This window comes from Ruegeria sp. CH10, assembly GCF_056537125.1.
Genome location: NZ_JBQFQY010000008.1, coordinates 1 through 18,717, shown reverse-complemented (window position 1 = coordinate 18,717; position 18,717 = coordinate 1). Strand labels below are relative to the sequence as shown.

The window sequence follows — 18,717 nt, the reverse complement described above, 5'->3', positions numbered from 1 at the left end:
TCCTTCTTGTCGTTGGTCTGGCGCGCCTCAGCCACGCAACTCGGGCGGCAGCAGCGCGTCGGGCATGTTCTGATAGCTGACCGGGCGCAGCCAGCGCACGATACCCAGCGTACCCACGGAGGTGGCGCGGACATCGGTGCTGGCCGGGTATGGCCCGCCATGCATCATGGCCGAGCAGACCTCGACCCCCGTCGGGAAGCCGTTCACCAGCAGACGCCCGGCCTTTTCTTCGAGGATCGGCATCAGGTCCTGCGCCAGCGGGGTATCGCCGTCATCCATGTGCAGGGTCAGGGTCAGCTGACCTTCCAGCCCTTCGGCGAGGGCTTTCATCTGGTCGGCATCCTCACAACGCACAAGGATGCCCGCCGCGCCGAACACTTCGTGTTGCAGTTTGGGGTTCGCCATCCACTCAGCCGCGCTGACCTTGAACAGCGCAGGCACTGCGGCGCGTTTGCCGGTTGCGGCGCTGCAGGATGTGACCTCGGTCATCAGATCGCGGAATTCTCGGACACCCTGTTCATAGGCATCGTGGATGCCGTCAGTCAGCATCTTCTGTTCCGCCGTGTCATTCAGCGCGGCGGCGCAAGCGGCTTCCAGCGCATCGGCCTCCAGCCCTTTGACCATGACCGCAACGCCGGGATTGGTGCAGAACTGCCCCGCGCCCATCGTCAGCGACGCCGCCCAACCCGCGCCGATCTCAGCCGCGCGGGCGCTCATGGCTTCGGGAAGGCAGAACATCGGGTTGACCGAGCCCAGCTCACCATAGAACGGGATCGGGTTCGGGCGCGCGTGGCACAGATCGTAAAGCGCGCGGCCCCCGGCCAGCGATCCGGTGAAACCCACTGCGGTGATCTCGGGGTGTTGCACAAGGGCCGAACCGACCTCGCGCCCCGATCCCTGCACCATCTGGAACGTGGCAGGGGGCATGCCGCAAATCTCGATCGCCTTGGCGATGGCTTGGGCGACCAGTTCGGCGGTCCCCGCATGAGCGCTGTGGCCTTTGACAATCACCGGGCACCCGGCAGCGAGGGCCGAAGCGGTATCCCCGCCCGCCGTGGAGAAGGCGAGCGGGAAGTTCGACGCACCAAAGACGACCACAGGGCCGATGGCTTTGTGCGTCAGGCGCAGATCAGGACGGGGGAGTGGCGTCCGATCAGGGAGCGCGCCAGTTTTGCGGGTATCGAGATACCCTGTCTCTTCAATCAGATCGGCGAACATGCGCAGTTGGCCGGTCGTGCGGCCACGTTCACCGACCAGACGGGCCTCGGGCAAGCCGGTCTCGGCCATGCCGGTTTGGGTGATCTCGTCGCCCAGCACATCCATCTGGTCCGCAATCGTGCGCAGAAACGCGGCCCGGTCCGTGCGCGGCTTGCCCGAATAGGCGCGGAAATCGCGGCGTGCGGCGCGGCAGGCGTCATCCACCTGCGCGGCGGTGGCCTGTGCAAAGCTCTGGCCCTCAAGATCGTCTGAGGCACGCAGGTTGTCCGATCCGACCCATGCGCCGTCGATCAGATTTTGTCCAAGGATCATGTTATTTTCCCCATCTCAGGACCAGCGGGTCCAGCGGTTTCAAAAGGTCTATCAACCGGTCGCGAATGGCCGGTTGCAGCGGATCAATCGGGTGGCGGCAGAACTCGGATCCGATGACCCCGCCTTCGACCATCGCGGCCTTGCAGGATTGCCAGCCGCATTGACGGTTTTCATGGTTGATGACCATCGCGACGCGCCCATAGGCAGCGGTCGCCTCGTCCACGCGGCCCGCGTGGTGATGGGTGATCACCGGCTTGATCTGATCGACAATCATGCCCGAGGTCATCGACCCCGTGGCCCCCGCATCCAGATCAGCCAGCAAGGTGATGCCTTCTTCCCCATCAAAGGGGGCCTCAATCGCCTCGCCGCCTTCGGCAATCAGCGCCCGCAGCTTGTTGGCTGCGCGGGGGCATTCGATCTTGAACAGTTTCACCATCTCGATCTCTTGCGCCATTTTCACCAACAACAGCACCGGCAGATCGACGCCTGACAAAGGCGCGTCCTGCACCATGATCGGGATGCCGACCTCGCCCACTGCAGCAAACTGTTCATAGGTCTGCTGCGCGTTCCCCTTCAGAAGCGCCCCGTGATAGGGCGGCATCATCATCACGATATCCGCGCCCAGATCCTTGGCGAATTGCGCGCGTTCTACCGCGATCTGAGTGGCAAAATGGCTGATCGTCACGATCATCGGCACACGGCCTGCGACATGTTCAAGGCAAAGCCGGGTCAGGATCGCGCGTTCCTCGTCCGAGATCAGGAACTGTTCCGAGAAGTTCGCCAGCACGCAGATCCCATCCGCGCCCTGATCGATCAGACAATCCAGAACGCGCTTCATGCCCTCAAGATCAAGCGTGCCGTCATCGTGGAACGGTGTCGGCGCAACGGGCCAGATACCGGTATAGCTCATGGATTACTCCGTAATCTTGAAATGTTTCAGGTGTTTGTCCGTGATCTCAATCCCCAGACCGGGCTTATTGTTATCCAGATCAAGGAATCCATCCACCGCCTCGGGGTCGCCTTCGAAGATGTAGTAGAACAGCTCATTCCCGACCTCGACATCGAAGACTGGGAAGTACTCGCTGATCATGCAATTCGCGTTGGCCATGGTCAGGTGGTAATTGTGCATCTGCCCCGCATGCGGGATGACCGGTATCTGATGCGCCTCGGCAATCGCGTTGATCTTTTGCGCCGCCGTAATACCGCCCACGCGGTTGGTATCATATTGCAAGACGCTGACGGCTTTTTTCTCGATCAGGTCCTTGCAGCCGATGATAGAGAATTCATGCTCACCCCCAGAAATCGGGATGATGTTCATCGCGTTGAGCTCACGATACCCTTCGACATCGTCGGCAATTACCGGCTCTTCCAGCCAGCGGGGTTCATACTTGACCAGCTTGGGTAGCATCCGCTTGGCGTAGTCCAGGTTCCAGCCCATGTAGCATTCGACCATCAGGTCCACGTCATAGCCGATGACCTCACGCACCGCTTCGACCCGTTTGAGGTTTTCGCGCATGCCCGCCATGCCGTCCTTGGGCCCCCAGCCAAACCGCATCTTGTAGGCGGAATAGCCGTTCTTTTGCGCCTCGGCGGCCTCGGCCTGCATCACGTCGATGGGGCCGGAATAGAGCTTGGAATAATAGACCGGGATTTTTTCCTTGGTGCGCCCGCCCAGCAGTTTGAACACGGGCTTGCCCGCCAGCTTGCCCATCAAATCCCAGATCGCCAGATCAACCGCTGAGATCGCGATCATCCCGATCCCCTTGCGCCCCCAGGCGTGGCTGCGACGGTACATTTTTTCCCATAGATAGGCGTAGTCGAATGGGTCCTCGCCAATCACCAGCGGGGCGAACCATTCGTCAATCGCAGCTTTGACCACCGAGGGCGCAAGGGCCGCGTTGCCGATGCCCACAGTGCCGTCATCGGTTTCGATCTCGCAGGTCAGCCACTGGTGGAAGCGGAAGGACGACATCGCATCGCCTTTCTCATAAAGCGCGTCCGAGGCGTTGGTGCAGAAATTGCCGGTGGGCGGAACGGTCGGGCCGGTCCAGTTCCAGACGCGGGTGCGCACGGATTTAATCTTGGTCATCTTGGTCCTCTCAGTCGGCGCTGCGTTCGGCGCGATGTGTTTTGGCCATGCGCACCAGCAGATCGAACGCCTGCCGCGTTGCGCCCGGATTGGCCTTGTTCTGTCCGGCGATATCAAAAGCGGTGCCATGGGCTGGGGTGGCGACCGGGATGGGCAAGCCACCTGCGACGGTCACGCCGCGTTCAAACCCCATCAGTTTAATCGCGATCTGTCCTTGGTCGTGATACATGGTCACGACCGCATCGACCTCGCCCCGCTGCGCCTTTAGGAACACGGTGTCCGAGGGCCACGGCCCCGTCACATTCATCTGTTTTTCCTGCGCTTTGCGGACGGCGGGTTCCAGAATGTCGATCTCTTCCCGACCAAACTTGCCATTGTCCCCCGCATGCGGGTTCAGCGCTGCGACCGCGATATTGGGACGGGCCTTGCCCGCCTTGCGCAGTGTATCATTGGCAAGGTTAACAGCCTTCAATATCCCCTCTTCGGTGATATTGGCCGCCACATCCTTCAGCCCGATATGAGAGGTCACGCGGGTCGTCATCAACTCATCCAGAACGTTGAGTTCCGAATGATAACCGGTATGCCCCATGTACCGCGCCATATAGCGGTGCTCATCCTCGGCATTCAGGCCCGCGGCGGTCATCGCGGCCTTGTTAAACGGGCCGAATAGGATGCCATCCACCTGCCCTGCCATCGCCAAATCCATCGCCTTGTCCAGACAGCGCAGCGAAGTCGTTCCGCCTTCGACCGTGACCTCGGCGATCTGCACGTCTTCGGGCGCGATGGTGTCCATCTCCAGATGGCTCAGGCCGGGTTGACCCGCCACCTCGGCCACCGTGTTCAATGGCACATCCAATTCGGCCTGTTCCGCGCCGCGCTGCCACAGGTGGCTGTCGCCCACAAGCACGATATCGGCTGCGTCCTGCACGCCATCCTGATTGAGCAGCTTGGCGATCAACTCGGGCCCGATACCGGACGGGTCGCCGGGGACGATGGCAATACGGGGTTTGGTCATGCCGCGCCCTCCCAATGTTTGGAAAACCCATCGGGCAGGATGACCATCACGTCCGGCTCCTTGCCCGTGTCAAAGGTCTGCACCACTTCGAACGTGTCCAGATTGAACCGCTGCACCTGCTCACAATCGATGGCGATATAGGCGAATGCAGCCTCGTCATCGATGCACAGCGCCAGCGGGTTTGCCGGGGTTTTCTGTTCGTGCAGCATCTCACCCGTCGCTTCATCAAAGACCGAGAACGAGCCGCCAAAATGGTTCATCGTCACCAGCCGGTTGCGTTTACCGTCATAGTAGATGCGGCAGGGATCATCCGGGGTCGGAAAGCTGCGCTCGATCTCAAGCGTGTCGGTATTGATCACCGCCACCGTGTTCGAGATGCGCTGTGAGGTATAGAGCGTCTGTACATCCTCGCGCAGACACCGCCCCTCGGGTTTCTGTCCGGTCTTGATCGAGATGGGCGCAATCGACGCATCATAGGGATTGAACACCGTCACATCACCCGAGGTCAGGTTCATCGAATAGGCCGTTTGTCCATCTTTGGTCAGCGCGAACAGATGGCATTTCGTGCCACCGGTCGGCGTGATGTGATCCCATCCCTGATCGAAGGCACGCGGGTTTTCCTTGACCAGCAGATGCCCGGTCCATTCCGACAGCACATAAAGCCGCCCCTGCCCGTCCAGCCCGATACCATGCGGGCGCGCGTGTTCGCCCAGATCATAGGTATGCACAATCTCCTGCTTGCGGATGTCGATCACGATGACCGAGCGGCCATCCGTGCCATCGATCCCAGAATTCTGCACGCCGTAGTGGCCCACATAGGCATAGTGAAATTCATCATCGACCACGAATTCATGGGGAAAATGCGGCAAGTCCAGACGCCCCTGCAGGGTACCGGTGTCAATGTCATACCAGCTGACGCAATGGCTGCATTTTTCTATCAACATCATGGATTGCGCCATGCAATCTCCCTCCTTCTATCGTCTGTTCGTTCATCTGTGGCCGGCCAGTCGGGACCGGCCACAGACCAGTTGCTTACCGTTCCAAGGCACCCACGCCCGAGAAACGGAAAGCTTCCTGTTCCAGGGCGTTCAGTTCATCGGCGCTCATCTGATCATGGGCGACGGTGATCCGGCCAAGGAAGACAAAGGGCAGCTCATCCTGACGCCCTTCGAGATGCGCCTTGATCGCTTCGGCGGTCGCTGCGCCCACGTCGTCACCCATCCGCATCGGTGTGGCGTCCAGCTCACCCCGACGGATGGCGTCGAGCTCAAGACCCGTGCCGCCCCAACCGGTTGAGAACACGTCTTTCTCTTTGCCAACGGCAACCTGCGCCTCGACCGAGCCCATGGCCATTGCGGTGTTGGCGTTGTGGATGATCGTTGCCTCAGGATACGCCTGCAGGATCAGGCTGGTGCCTTCAAACCCGCCTTCGCGCTGGTACTCACCATAGTGTTCGTAGACAGTGGTCCAGTTGCCCTTCTCTTCCACGCAAGCCTTGAAATCACCCGAACGCTGATCGTCGGTGATCCCCGGAATGCCGCGGTTCATCGCCATGGTCACGTCATTGCCCAGACGTTCCAGCATGTAGTCGCACATGGTCAGCGCCCCGGCGGCCGAGCTGAAATCGAACCACGCATCGGGCTGGTTGGTCAGGTCCTTGGGCGGCGTGTGGAAGGCCCAGACAAAGGTGGCAAAGCCGTCATTGCCCGCCATCTTGTCGATATTGTCGGCCTGAATCGCCAGTTCCGAGGGGCCAAAGATCACGAAATCATACAGGTCCGCGTCCTGAACCACCTGATTGGCATAGGTCGATTGCAGGCTGTGTTCGATCTGGCGGCTGGCGAATTCGGTTGTCTCATACTCGATCCCCAGTTCGTCCAGTCGCTTGGTCATCGCCAGATAGTTGCGCGCCCAGAAATCCGACGTATCCGCCGAAGGGTAGATCAACGCGATCTGCAACGGGCCGTCCTGCGCGCCCTCATATTTGACCGCCTCGGCCCCGGTTGTGGCCTGCAACGCCTCAAGCTTGCCATCGGCGTTTACCTCGCCCGGAACCCAGTAATCGCGGTCTTCGATGCCCGGCAGTTCCTTGAGCGGCAATTTCCCGTGGCCGTCAGCAAAAGCCGCAGCGGCACACAGGCAAAACGCGCTGGTTGTCAGTAGTGCTTTGTTCAATTGTTTCACGGTAAGTCCTCCCTTTCGCGAATAAGTGGGGTCTTGCAGGTGTGCCGGGGCTCCTACCTCCCGGCACGCCGCTTTTTGTCGCCTTAACCACTTGGCGCAGGCTCGGTTGCCAGTCCCGCCCCAAGGGCCAGCAACAGGATCAGGGCGCCGATCAGCGCGGCTGAAAATCGGATGAGCTTTTGGGCCTCTTTGCTGCGCAGCGCAGCCAACAGACCATGCGCGCCATCCCGGTCTTTCTTTTGCATCCAGGTATAGAGCGCGACCGAGCTGACGATCACCACACCCGAAGCAACGGATTGCCAGAAGAACTCGATCCGCAGGGTGACCAGCGCGTTGATCATCATCGACAGCAGCAGCACACCGGCCAGCGAACCCAGCATCGAGGCGCGACCGCCGAACAGCGAGGTACCCCCCACAACCACCGCCGCGATGACGTGCAGATTGAAATACGGGGCCGAGGTCGCCTGAATCGCATTCAGCTTACCGGTCAGCATCACACCCGCCAGCGCAGCCGCCGCGCCCATCAGCACGTAGGCATAGATTTTGTGGCGGTCGACCGCGACGCCGGTCATCTCACTGGCCTCGGGGTTCGAACCGATGGCGATGGTGTAGCGTCCGAAATAGGTGCGGGTCAGAACCACATAGCCAACGGCCATGGTGATCAGGCCCAGCACGACAGGCACGGGGATAAAGCCGGGAATCTGGCCGCGCCCAATCTCGGTAATCAGATCGGGGAAACGGGCCAGCACCAGACCTTTGGCGATGACCAGCGCCAGACCGCGGTACACAAGATCCATAGCCAGCGTGCCGATCAGGTCTGGCACTTTGAACCGGGTGATGACCAAGCCGTTGATCAGCCCCATGATTGCGCCCATCAGAATGGCCAGCGGCACGGCGATCCACGCGGGAAACCCATATTGCTTGACCAGAAACGCCATCAGAATGGCTGACAGGGCCGCAACCGAGCCGATGGACAGGTCAATCCCGCGCTGGGTGATGACAAAGGTCATCGCCATGGCCATCGGCATATACAGCGCCGCGTCCAACAGGATCAGGTTCAGGTTCGTCAGGCGGAAATACCGCGCGGGTTCCGCGATGCCCATGAAAATCAGGATCGCGAGGATCATGACCATGGGGCCGATAAAGGCCAGATAGGGCTCCAGCCGGTCCATGATGGTTCGTTCGGGATGCGTGGTTGTTGTCGACATCTGTGTTCTCCTCACGCAGCCGCATCCTGGGCACCCACGATGAGGCCCAGAACATCTTGCACCGAACTTTCGGCAGTTTTGACCACGCCGACGGCGCGACCACGACGCTGAACGTGAATGCGGTCAGATACTTCGAACACATCATCCAACGAATGCGAGATCAGGATCACCGCCAGCCCCTGCTCGCGCAGCGACTTGATGAGTTTCAGGGTGCGGGCCGTTTCCTGCGGACCAAGCGCCGCAGTCGGTTCATCCATCACCAGCAGACGCAGGTCTTCGTGATAAACCGCGCGCGAGATGGCCACCGCCTGACGCTGACCCCCCGACAGGCTTTCCGTCATCACATCCATCGAGCGCAGACGGACGCCAAGCCGTTCCTCCAGCACCCGCGCGGCCTCGGTCTTCATGCGTTTATTGTCCAGAAGCGGGATACCCATAAAGTTCTTGGTCAGTTCATTTCCCAGAAACATATTCGCAGCAGGCGACAGGTGATCGGCCAGAGCCAAAGTCTGGTAAACCGCATCTATCCCGTTTGCGATCGCGTCGGAATGGCTGGCCATATCCAAGGGCTGTCCATCCATCAGGATGCGGCCTTCGGTGGGCTGATAGACCCCGGTCAGGATCTTGATCAGCGTGGACTTTCCGGCGCCGTTGTCACCGACGATGGCCAGCACCTCGCCTGCATAGGCGGTCAGGTCCACATCCTGCAACGCGGTCACACCGCCGAAGCGTTTGGTTATTCCTTGCATTTCAACCAATGGCATGTCGCTCATGGTTTCCTCCTTTGCGCAAAGCTCCGCCATGGCGGTCAAATGACCGCTTGTGTGCTCTGCGCTGTGTCGTCTCGGTTGGCGGCGACCCCGATATCGGGGCCGCCCGTGGGGTTACTTGCCCCAGATTTTCGAATACGCCTCGCGGTATGGGGTGTCCGGGTCGAACTGGTTGCTGTCGCCCAGCTTGGTCAGCCCGGCCTCAGTCACCAGCGCGGGCGATGTGATATAGCCCGAGCACGCCTCGCCCTGAATGGCGCGGTTCAGCTCATCCACCAGTTGCCAGCCCTGCAGGTTCAGCGGTTCGGCCACGGTGATGGTCTGATAATTGCCGCTGCGGATACGCTGGAACGCGGCCTCGGACCCGTCGCCAGCCGACCCTGCCTGCGGGCCGTCATCGGACGAGATGCCAGCAGCGGCCAACGCCGGACCCATGAAGTCGAAATAGAGGTCATTGATCGCCAGTGCGTGCGTCCACTGATCACCGTATTTCTGCAAGAGGCTTGTGGTCAACGGCCCCATGCGGGCCGAGGTATCGGCGATGGGCGTGTCGACATATTCCAGCACCGTACCGCCGGCGGCCTCGATGGTTTCCTTGATGCGGTCGGCCTTGTCGATGGCGATCTGATAGGTCGAGTCGGTGAAGATGATCGCCCCTACGCCATCGCCGCCATCCTCCATAGCCCATTCGGCGGCCACCTCGGACACGGTCATCGCATCGGTCGAGACATTGGCAAAGATGCCGCCCGGCGCGTCACAGCCGATCTTGGGGCCCGAATGCCACGCGACAATCGGAATGCCCGCAGCCACGATGCCCTCCAGCGCGGCCTGCTGTTCCACCGCGTCAAAGCCGTTGATGATGACGCCGTCGGGCTGCAAGGCCAGCGCTTGACCGATCGCCCCGGTCCGACCCTGGATCGAGCCCGCGCCGTCCAGCACGCGGACCTCCCAGCCGATGGTATCCACGGCTTCTTCAACGCCGTTGGTCACGCCCAGAATACCACCGTTTTTCAGGTCGGCGGCGACGACCACGATTGACTTGCCCTCGGCAGCCTTGGGGCCACTGGTCGGCCCGTCAAAGGCGGTTTCGGCCATCACAGGCACACCCAGACCGGTCAGAAGGGCAGCGGCGGATACCGCCATGAACGTCCGTTTCAGCATAATCTCCTCCCTTATGCTTTTACTTGTTAGCGCCTTTGCGCCGCTGTGCGTAACCAGCAATGCCGATTGCGATCAGAAGCGTGACACCGTTGAACATCGGCTCGACCCAGAAGGATCCTCCGAATTGTTGAATGCCCGAGATACCGACAGCCAGGATCGCGACACCCACGACTGTTCCCCAGACATTCACGCGTCCCGGCTTGATGGTGGTGGACCCCAGAAAGGCCCCGACCAAAGCAGGCAACAGGAATTCAAGACCGACCGAGGCTTGCCCGATCCGCAATTTTGACGCCAACAGCACCCCGGCAAAGGCCGTGATCAGGCCAGATGACATAAAGGCCCCGATGACGAATTTGCGTGTTGGAATACCGTTCAGCTGCGCGGCGCGCTGGTTCGCGCCAATCGCATAGAGGTACCGACCAATCGGCGTGTATTCCAGGATCAGCCACATGGCGACGGTGATCCCCAACACATAGAACCCGGTGATCGGCAGGCCGAAGACAAAGGTGCCGTTGATGGCATAGAAACTATCCGGCAACGCGCCAACCATCTGACGGCCACCCGTGTGCCACAGGGCCAGCGCATACAGAACCGTGCCGGTGCCCAGCGTGGCGATAAAGCTGTCGATCTTGGCGACCTCGACCAGCAGTCCGTTCAGAAATCCGGTCAGCAAGCCCAGCGACAGGACAATTGCCACGGCAACCGGCCATGGGATGCCATACAAAGTCTGCAAGGAAATCGCCAGAATGTGCCACAGCACGATCCCGTACCCCACCGTCAGGTCGATACGCCCCGCCGCCATCGGGATCATCGCCCCCAGCGACAACAGCGCAATGATGGCCTTGTCCGAGATGATCGCCCGAAGGTTCAGCATTGTCGGGAAGGTATTGGGCAGCAGGATCGAAAACAGAATGATCAGAAACGCGGTCAGCAGGACCAGACCATAGACCGGCAGAAACCGCAGGATGCGCGTTTTCATCGAGGCGTTTTTCAGCTCGGCTTTGGTGGGTTCCAGCGCGTTGGATTCAAGCGATTGCATAGTGGTCTTCCCTAACTTGCGACGGCGTTCGAGGCCGATGCAGCCTGTATGAGGTTCTCGGTTGTCAGTTCGGTGCCCGACAGTTCCCGCACGATTTGTCCCTGACTGAATACGATGGCGCGGTGGCAGATGGCGGCGACCTCTTCGAAATCGGTCGAGACGACGATGATCCCCACCCCATCTGCCATCGCGCGGTTCAGCAGCGCATAGATTTCCGCCTTGGCGCCAACATCGACACCGGCAGTCGGGTCTTCGCAGATCAGGAGCTTGCGCTGAGTTTCAAGCCAGCGGCCAATGACCACCTTTTGCTGATTACCACCCGACAGGCTTTCAATCGCCATGCTTTGGTCATTGGGCGACAGGGCCACGTCATCCCCGATCTTGGCGGCGCTTTGCGTCTCGGCCCGGTGGCTCATGAACGACAACAGCGACCGCCCGATGGCTGCCGGGTTCAGGAATGTGTTTTCCCGGATCGTCAGTGACATGGCCACGGATTCCTCTGTCCGGTCGCGGGCGACCAGACCGATGCCTGCCGCCATCGCCGTTTGCGGCGAAGACAAGTCCGGCCGCTGCCCGCGCAGCGTGATCTGGCCGTCAAACACCTCGGCCCCGAACAACGCGCGCGAGACGTTTTCATGCCCCGCCCCACGCAATCCGACGAGGCCCACGATCTCATTCGTCTGGAGTTGGAAGCTGACATTGTGGGCAGCCTCCATATTCAGGCTCTCGACCTGAAGGATGGTGTCACCCAATGGCATATCGGGCTTGCTGACCTGGCGGGTTTTTCGGCCAACGATCATATACACCAGCTCTTCAGGAGTGGTGTGGTCGATGCTGCGCAAACCCACCATTTCACCGTCGCGCAGCACAGCAACACGGTCGGCGATCTGAAAAATCTCATCCAGACGGTGCGAGACATAAATCATGCCGACACCCTGTTCCTTGAGCGGACGCAACGCTTGGAACAGCCGTTCAACCTCATCAGCCGGCAGCGAGGCTGTGGGTTCATCCAGCACCAGAAAATCGCAATCCACCGCCAAGGCGCGCGCGATGGCAACCAGTGATTTTTCGGTGCGCGACAGGTCCTGAACGCGGGTTGTCGGGTCGAATTCACACCCAACCTTGTCCAGCGCATCCTGCGCAAAGCTTTCAACGGACTTCCAGTTGATCAGCCCGCTTTTGCGCGAATAGCCAAGCGCCAGAGCGATGTTTTCCGCCACCGTCATCCATTCGATCATCCCCAGATCCTGGTGAATGAAAGCCACCGACTGACGCTCACCAAAGCCGCCGGGGCGGTGTTCATAGGGGTGGCCATCGATCAGAACACGCCCCTCATCCGCTTTGTGAATGCCGCCCAGAATTTTGATCAGCGTGGATTTGCCTGCCCCGTTTTCGCCCAGCAGGGCAACGATTTCACCGCGTTCAATGTTCAAAGAGACATCGCGCAAGGCATAGGTGCCTCCAAAATGCTTCTTTATTCCGTCGAAGAACAAGTTGTTTTGCGCAGTGCCGGGCACAGCGGCCTCCTCCCAATGCTGGATAACTCAGATGCTCCTCAACATCGTATTGAGTTACCCGTAACGTTACGCTAGCATTCTCGCAGGCCACTCAGATGTCAATAAAAAAGAGTTACCCGTAACGTAAATGAGCGACGAAGCAGATAAATCTAATAAAAACAACAAAATAAGCCTTGCTGAGGTCGCCAAGGCTGCGGGCGTGTCCAAGATGACCGCCAGCCGTGTTTTACGGGATGAGGGCGGATTCTCGGAAAAGACGCGCGCCAAAGTCATGGCCGAAGTTGACCGTCTGGGCTATTTGCCGAATCGTTTGGCGACCGTGTTTGCGGGCGACAAAAAGTCGACATTTGTCGGCGTCAGCATTCCCGAATTGGGCAACGAAATCTTCGCGCAGGTGCTGGAAGGCATCGATCGGAAACTGGGGGCGTTCGGCCATCAAACCGTTCTTGGCCTGACCGAGCATGAGGTCGACCACGAAGAGAAATGGATTGAGACGGTTCTGTCCTGGCAGCCCGCCGGTCTGATCATCACGGGGCGGTCCCACAGCCCCAAAGCCATCCAGATGCTGCGCGGCGCGGGCATTCCACTGGTCGAGATATGGGATTTCAATTCCAGCCCGCTGGATATGTGCGTTGGGCTGAACCATTTCGACAGCGGCTACAGCATGGGCCGCTATCTGTCGGGCATGGATTATCGCAAGTTCGGCTATGTCGGCACGTCCCATGACGTGGCCAACGCGGCAACGGCGCGGCTGAACGGGTATTCCAAAGCCATCGAAGACGCAAACGGGCGGCTGGAAAAGCAGCTTCTGCTGAAAGACACGCCCGGCTTTTACACCGGGTTTTATGGAACGGAACAGTTACTGGCCTCACACAATGACATTGAGGTCATTTTCTACCAGAATGACAACATGGCAATCGGCGGTCTGCAATATGCCAAGAAAATAGGGCTGAGCATCCCACAGGACATCGGCATTGCCGGGTGGGGGGATCTGCCGATCTCGGCCATTCAGCCCTATCGCCTGACCTCGATCGCCGTGCCGCATCTGAAGATCGGGCAGATTGCAGCCGAGATGGTTCTGGCCCAAATCAATGGTGAGCCGGTGAAGTCGGCCAAGGATGTCGGCTTTCGGCTGATCCCGGGAAGTACGGTGATCAAGCCTGACAGCAGCGCCTGACCGGGATACCGGCTGTCACCCAGATTAACGTTGCGCCGTTCCTATGCGGTGTGAATAGTGAGGGGATGACACGAGCCAGTTGCATCGTTCTGACCTTGGCGGCGCTTTCTCTCAGCCCCCCCGCCAGCGCACAGTCTGACTCTGCACCAAGCGTTGTGGTCGCCGCAGCCTCATTCCAGTCCCTGCAAAAACGCGATGAGTTCGTCGGCCGCGTCGTCGCCGATCAGAGTGTTGATCTGCAGGCCCGCGTCGAAGGCGTGTTGGAAGAGGTGAATTTTACCGAGGGCGGGGTTGTCGCCAAGGGTGATGTGCTGTTTCAGATCGAACAACAGACCTATCAGGCCCGGGTGGACCGCGCACAGGCCGCCCTGAACAGCGCTGAGGCCGCAGCCCAAAGCGACAAGACCGATCTGGACAGGCAGCAGGCGCTGTTTGACAAGGGCGACATTTCACAATCGGTTCTGGACACCTCCAGCGCCAGTTTTGCCGAAGGGCAAGCGGCCGTGGATGCCGCCGCAGCAGCCCTCAGGATTGCCCAGATCGATTTGGGCTATACTCAGATTACCAGCCCTATTGATGGGCGCATCGGGCTGTCGGCGGTGGATGCCGGCAATCTCGTCAATTCTGACAGCGGCGTTCTGGCCACGGTCACAAGCATCGACCCGATATTGGTCAGCTTTTTCATCAGCGAACCGGTCTTGCTGCGTGAACGGCGCAACGGATCAATTTCCCGGGACAACGTAAAACTGACCACCCAAATCACTCTGGCTGACGGGGAAACCTATGACAGTCAGGGGCAAGTTACCTTTGTCGGCGACAGCGTCGGTCAGGACACGGATACCGTTGAACTGAGGGCCACCTTCGCCAACCCTGACGGCATGTTGATCCCCGGTCAGTTTGTCATCGTAGGGCTAAGCGGGTCAGACGATACCAAGGTACTGACCGTCCCGCGCAACGCTGTGCAATTCGACAAACAGGGCTATTTTGTCTTTACGGTCGACGACAAGAATACCGTGCACCGCAAACCGATAGAGATCGGGACACAGACCGCCACCGTAACGCAGGTCAACAAGGGCCTCGACGCGGGTGAGCGCGTCGTTATTCAGGGCCTGCAAAAGATTCATGACGGACTGGTCGTCGATCCGGTGGAAAGCCAGGGTTAGGGGATGGCTTGATCTCTCGCTATTTCATCGACCGCCCGCATTTTGCTGCTGTCATCGCCATTCTGATGGTGCTGTTCGGGGCGGTCTGCCTGCGGCTGATACCGATCTCGGAATACCCGCACATCACCCCACCGCAGGTCTATGTTAACGCGCATTATCCCGGTGCCGACGCACAGGTCATTCAGGAATCCGTCGCGACCCCCATCGAAGAGCGGGTGAATGGCATTGAGGGCATGCTGTATATGCGGTCCAAAAGCGCAAACAACGGCAGCTATGACCTGAGCGTTTCTTTCGAATTGGGCACCGATCCCAATGTCGCCGCGGTCGAGGTTCAGAACCGCATCGCGCTGGCCAGTGCGGAATTGCCCTCGGTCGTGCAGCAACAGGGGATCGAGGTCACGAAACAGTCCGGCAACACGGTCCTTGTGATCAATCTGACCTCACCGGACGGGTCCCGGGACGCGCTTTTCCTCAGCAATTATGCCGCTGAATTCCTGCACGACCCCCTGCAGCGCCTGACCGGAGTGGGCGGCGTCTCGCAATACGGTCAGTTGGAATACAGCATGCGGGTCTGGATCAATCCCGTTCGGATGGCCGCCTTGAACATAACGGCGGCCGAAATTGCCGATGCGATCCAGGACCAGAACCTTGTCGCCGCAGCCGGACAGGTGGGTGCCCCGCCCTTTGGGGATGAGCGTATCGATTTTCAGTACAAGCTGAGGGCCGAAGGTCTGCTGCGCAATGCCACAGATTTCGGCCGGATCATCGTGGCCACCGGCACGGACGGATCGGTGACCCGGCTGGAGGATGTCGCCCGGATTGAGCTCGGCGCAGCCACCTATTCCGGGTCAAGCCGGTTGAACGGGAAAACCACGGCAGCCATCGCGGTGCATCAGGAAAGCAATGCAAACGCGCTGGACATTTCGGACAGTGTGCAGGCGTTGTTGCAGGAGCTGTCGAAAAAGTTCCCAGACGGTGTGTCCTATGAAGTTACATATGATGTGACCGACGCGGTTCGGGTGTCGATCCGGGATATTCTGAAAACCCTAGGCCTGACCGCCGGTCTGGTCGTCGCCGTGACCTTTTTCTTTCTCGCCAGCTTCCGCGCCACGCTTGTCCCGGCTATTGCGATCCCCGTGTCGCTGCTGGGCGCGGTTGGTTTGATCTTTATCGTAGGGTTCAGCGCCAATATGATCACGCTATTTGCCCTTGTGCTGGCCATCACTCTGGTCGTCGACGACGCCATCATCATCATCGAAAACGCTGAGCGCATTCTGACGGATGAGGGTCTGGCCCCGCGCGAGGCGACGCTGAAAGCGATCTCGCAGGTCAACAGACCGATCGTCGCCACCACCTTTGTTCTGGCCGCTGTGTTTGTGCCCGTCTGTTTCTTTCCGGGGGTGACCGGAGCGATCTATTACCCATTCGCCGCGACCATCATTTTTGCCTTTGTCCTGTCGGCAGTGAACGCCCTGACGTTGTCCCCGGTTCTGTGCGCGATGCTGCTGAAAACACAGGCGCGGCCGATTGGTCCTTTGCGTTTTGTGCCGATGGCCGTGTTGTGGCTCAGACGGCTATATGTGCGCCTTGTGTCAGTTATGCTGCGGCACATTCTGGTGTCTTTGCTGGTGTTTGGGACCGCCGTGGCGGGCACCGTCTATTTGTTCAAAACCGTGCCAACAAGTCTGATCCCGCAAGAGGACAATGGCGTATTGATGGCGGCGATAACCCTGCCGGACGGGGCCTCGCTGCAGCGGACGCAGGCTTTTATGGAACAGGCCGGCAAAGTCATCGAGAAGACACCCGGCGTGGACACGGTGACAACCGTCTCAGGCGCAAGCATGCTGGCCGGGGGGCGGTCAAATGCCGGAATGGCAATCATCAGACTGGATCCGTGGGACCAACGCAAAAGCCCCGATCTGCAGTGGCATGCCATCATGCGAAATTTGGACAGAAGCCTTGCTGCGCTGCCACAGGCTGAAAGCTATGTGTTTTCTTTCCCGACCATTCACGGGCTGGGCTCAACCGGAGGCATTTCTGTCGAGCTATTGGATCTGGAAAAGGCCGATGGCAGTCAGTTGGACGCGGTGATGACCGGATTTGTGACTGCGCTGAACGCCGCACCCCAGTTTGTCCGCGCGCATGGCAGCTTTTCGGGGCAGACCCCCCAATACCATTTATCAGTCGACCGTGATCGGGCCGAGGCGCTAGGGGTCAGCGTTTCTGACATTTTCACCGCGCTTCAGGCCAATCTAAGTTCTTATTACGTGGACAATTTCATCCTCTCGGATCGGGTATACTGGGTCATTATCTCAGCCGACGCCAGGTTCCGGCAAACCCAGGATGACGTTGACAATATCTATGTCAAGAATTCGGCGGGAGAGTCCCTGCCCCTGCGCAATTTCCTGAGCACCGAGCCGGTCCTCGCACCTGATTCAATTCCTCGCTACAACCTATTCACCGCCGCATCGGTCAGTGCACAATTGGCCCAGGGTGTCAGCTCGGGCGGCGGGATTGCCGCAGTGCAAGAGATCGCCGACAAAACTCTGCCCGACGGCTTCCGGATCGATTGGTCCGGTGTCACCCAGCAAGAGGTACAGTCTCAGGGCTTGGTACCCTATATCATGCTTTCCGCCTTGATACTGGCCTATCTGTTTCTTGTGGTGCTGTACGAAAGCTGGGTTTTGCCGCTTTCGATCATCGCGTCGACCGTTTTTGCCTTGCTTGGTGCGCTGATACCCTTGGCGATGTTACCCTTCCTGACCAGCAATATCTTTGCACAGGTCGGAATGGTCTTGCTGATCGGGCTGGCGGCGAAAAAGGCCATCATGGTGGTGGAATTTGCCAACCATCAGCGAAAGCTCGGGGCCAGCATTCATGAGGCCGCGCTGAAAGCTGCAGAAACCCGGTTTCGTCCTGTGACGATGACCGGGCTGTGCTTTATCATCGGCGTGATGCCTTTGGTTCTGTCCAGCGGTGCGGGAGCTGCGGCGCGCGTCTCTATCGGCTATCCGGTTCTGTTCGGCATGATTGTCGACAGTACACTTGGCCTGCTTATGATCCCTGTTCTTTATGCGGCGGTGCAATCGGCCCGAGAGTTTCTGATCGCCTTACGAAGATAAGACGGGTCTGCGAAACCCGCCTCAGACCAGTGTGCGCAACACCTCAACCACAAGGTCATGATCGTCATGCTGCGCAAGGCCTGACACCGTCGCGGCACCTACAAGACTGCCGCTGGTCAAAATAATCGGGAAACTCCCACCATGTGAGGCGTATTCCTGCGACGACACATAGTATTTCTCCTCCAGTGTCACACCCTCTTCACGGCAAAACTGCCCCAAATAAAGCGAGCTATGCGCAAACCGCAAAACACTGTTTCGTTTCCGGGCAATCCACGATCCGTTATCTGCGCAACTGCCTGGCAGCCCTGCATGAAAAAGCTGTTGGCCAAAGGCAAATACGTCAATCGCGATGGGCAGATCCGCCGAACGTCCGGCCTTCAGCAGGGCCAGACCCAGCTCAACGCCTGCATCATGTCCGAATTCCGAGAACCGCAATCTGCGTTCCTGCTCAAGCAAACCGGCCGCATCAAGGTTTATGGATTGAGTTTTCAAAGCGCGTCCTCTCCTTTTTGCCGCACACTATCCGTTTGCTATTAGCGCTACCACCGCCATTTGCGGTTTCATGCCCTAGTCGGATTTTCGGCTGGTCTTGTCATGGCGTATTGTGTTGACTAGGACGACTGTGCAGACCATCGGAATTTGAGCGTATTTATGTTGATCACACCCGTCCTTCTCTGTGGCGGCTCGGGCACGCGCCTGTGGCCTTTGTCGCGCAAAAGCTATCCCAAGCAGTTTGTCCCGC

16 protein-coding genes are annotated in these 18,717 nt (G+C 59.3%); 4 read left to right on the top strand and 12 right to left on the bottom strand.

Going from position 1 to position 18,717, the window contains the following annotated elements:
• Positions 1-27: 27 nt before the first annotated feature.
• The 11 genes from ACRZ94_RS18940 to ACRZ94_RS18890 all read right to left on the bottom strand — a co-directional run bounded on the left by ACRZ94_RS18940 (position 28) and on the right by ACRZ94_RS18890 (position 12,513).
• Complete coding sequence (locus ACRZ94_RS18940; RefSeq protein ID WP_480798056.1) at positions 28-1,530, bottom strand: aldehyde dehydrogenase (NADP(+)); 1,503 nt, start codon at positions 1,528-1,530, stop codon at positions 28-30.
• Position 1,531: 1 nt separating this feature from the next.
• Entirely contained in the window at positions 1,532-2,440 is a 909-nt protein-coding gene (locus ACRZ94_RS18935) for a dihydrodipicolinate synthase family protein (RefSeq protein ID WP_480798055.1), read from the bottom strand.
• A 3-nt stretch (positions 2,441-2,443) separates the two neighbouring features.
• Positions 2,444-3,619, bottom strand: a complete 1,176-nt coding sequence (locus ACRZ94_RS18930; protein WP_480798054.1) for an L-rhamnonate dehydratase — start codon at positions 3,617-3,619, stop codon at positions 2,444-2,446.
• A gap of 10 nt (positions 3,620-3,629) precedes the next feature.
• On the bottom strand, positions 3,630-4,634 hold the full coding sequence (locus ACRZ94_RS18925; protein WP_480798053.1) for a 4-hydroxythreonine-4-phosphate dehydrogenase PdxA: 1,005 nt from the start codon (positions 4,632-4,634) through the stop codon (positions 3,630-3,632).
• Positions 4,631-5,581, bottom strand: coding sequence for a YncE family protein (locus ACRZ94_RS18920; RefSeq protein WP_480798052.1), 951 nt, complete (start codon positions 5,579-5,581; stop codon positions 4,631-4,633). The genes ACRZ94_RS18925 and ACRZ94_RS18920 overlap by 4 nt, the downstream gene beginning before the upstream one ends.
• A gap of 85 nt (positions 5,582-5,666) precedes the next feature.
• Positions 5,667-6,818 (bottom strand): substrate-binding domain-containing protein, encoded by a 1,152-nt coding sequence (locus ACRZ94_RS18915; RefSeq protein ID WP_480798051.1) that lies wholly within the window; start codon positions 6,816-6,818, stop codon positions 5,667-5,669.
• Between the two features lie 83 nt (positions 6,819-6,901).
• The gene (locus tag ACRZ94_RS18910) at positions 6,902-8,026 is read right to left on the bottom strand and encodes an ABC transporter permease (protein WP_480656372.1); all 1,125 of its coding nucleotides are present in this window, start codon (positions 8,024-8,026) and stop codon (positions 6,902-6,904) included.
• A gap of 11 nt (positions 8,027-8,037) precedes the next feature.
• A complete protein-coding gene (locus ACRZ94_RS18905; RefSeq protein ID WP_480656374.1) occupies positions 8,038-8,799 on the bottom strand; it encodes an ATP-binding cassette domain-containing protein in 762 nt (253 codons plus the stop codon).
• Between the two features lie 111 nt (positions 8,800-8,910).
• Positions 8,911-9,957, bottom strand: a complete 1,047-nt coding sequence (locus ACRZ94_RS18900; protein ID WP_480656376.1) for a substrate-binding domain-containing protein — start codon at positions 9,955-9,957, stop codon at positions 8,911-8,913.
• A 19-nt stretch (positions 9,958-9,976) separates the two neighbouring features.
• Positions 9,977-10,996, bottom strand: a complete 1,020-nt coding sequence (locus ACRZ94_RS18895) for an ABC transporter permease (RefSeq protein ID WP_480656378.1) — start codon at positions 10,994-10,996, stop codon at positions 9,977-9,979.
• An 11-nt stretch (positions 10,997-11,007) separates the two neighbouring features.
• A complete protein-coding gene (locus tag ACRZ94_RS18890; protein WP_480798050.1) occupies positions 11,008-12,513 on the bottom strand; it encodes a sugar ABC transporter ATP-binding protein in 1,506 nt (501 codons plus the stop codon).
• Positions 12,514-12,640: 127 nt separating this feature from the next.
• Here ACRZ94_RS18890 and ACRZ94_RS18885 point away from each other — a divergent pair, with 127 nt between their 5' ends.
• From ACRZ94_RS18885 to ACRZ94_RS18875, 3 genes are all read left to right on the top strand, one after another.
• A complete protein-coding gene (locus ACRZ94_RS18885) occupies positions 12,641-13,690 on the top strand; it encodes a LacI family DNA-binding transcriptional regulator (protein WP_480798049.1) in 1,050 nt (349 codons plus the stop codon).
• Between the two features lie 65 nt (positions 13,691-13,755).
• Positions 13,756-14,853, top strand: coding sequence for an efflux RND transporter periplasmic adaptor subunit (locus ACRZ94_RS18880; protein ID WP_480798048.1), 1,098 nt, complete (start codon positions 13,756-13,758; stop codon positions 14,851-14,853).
• 8 nt (positions 14,854-14,861) lie between these two features.
• Complete coding sequence (locus ACRZ94_RS18875) at positions 14,862-17,975, top strand: efflux RND transporter permease subunit (RefSeq protein ID WP_480798047.1); 3,114 nt, start codon at positions 14,862-14,864, stop codon at positions 17,973-17,975.
• Between the two features lie 21 nt (positions 17,976-17,996).
• Here the strand turns inward: ACRZ94_RS18875 and ACRZ94_RS18870 are convergent, their stop codons facing one another.
• Positions 17,997-18,467, bottom strand: a complete 471-nt coding sequence (locus tag ACRZ94_RS18870; RefSeq protein WP_480798046.1) for a heme-degrading domain-containing protein — start codon at positions 18,465-18,467, stop codon at positions 17,997-17,999.
• A 159-nt stretch (positions 18,468-18,626) separates the two neighbouring features.
• Between ACRZ94_RS18870 and ACRZ94_RS18865 the strand changes: the two genes are divergently transcribed.
• Positions 18,627-18,717: sugar phosphate nucleotidyltransferase (locus ACRZ94_RS18865; protein ID WP_480798125.1), on the top strand; the 91-nt coding region annotated here is incomplete at its 3' end.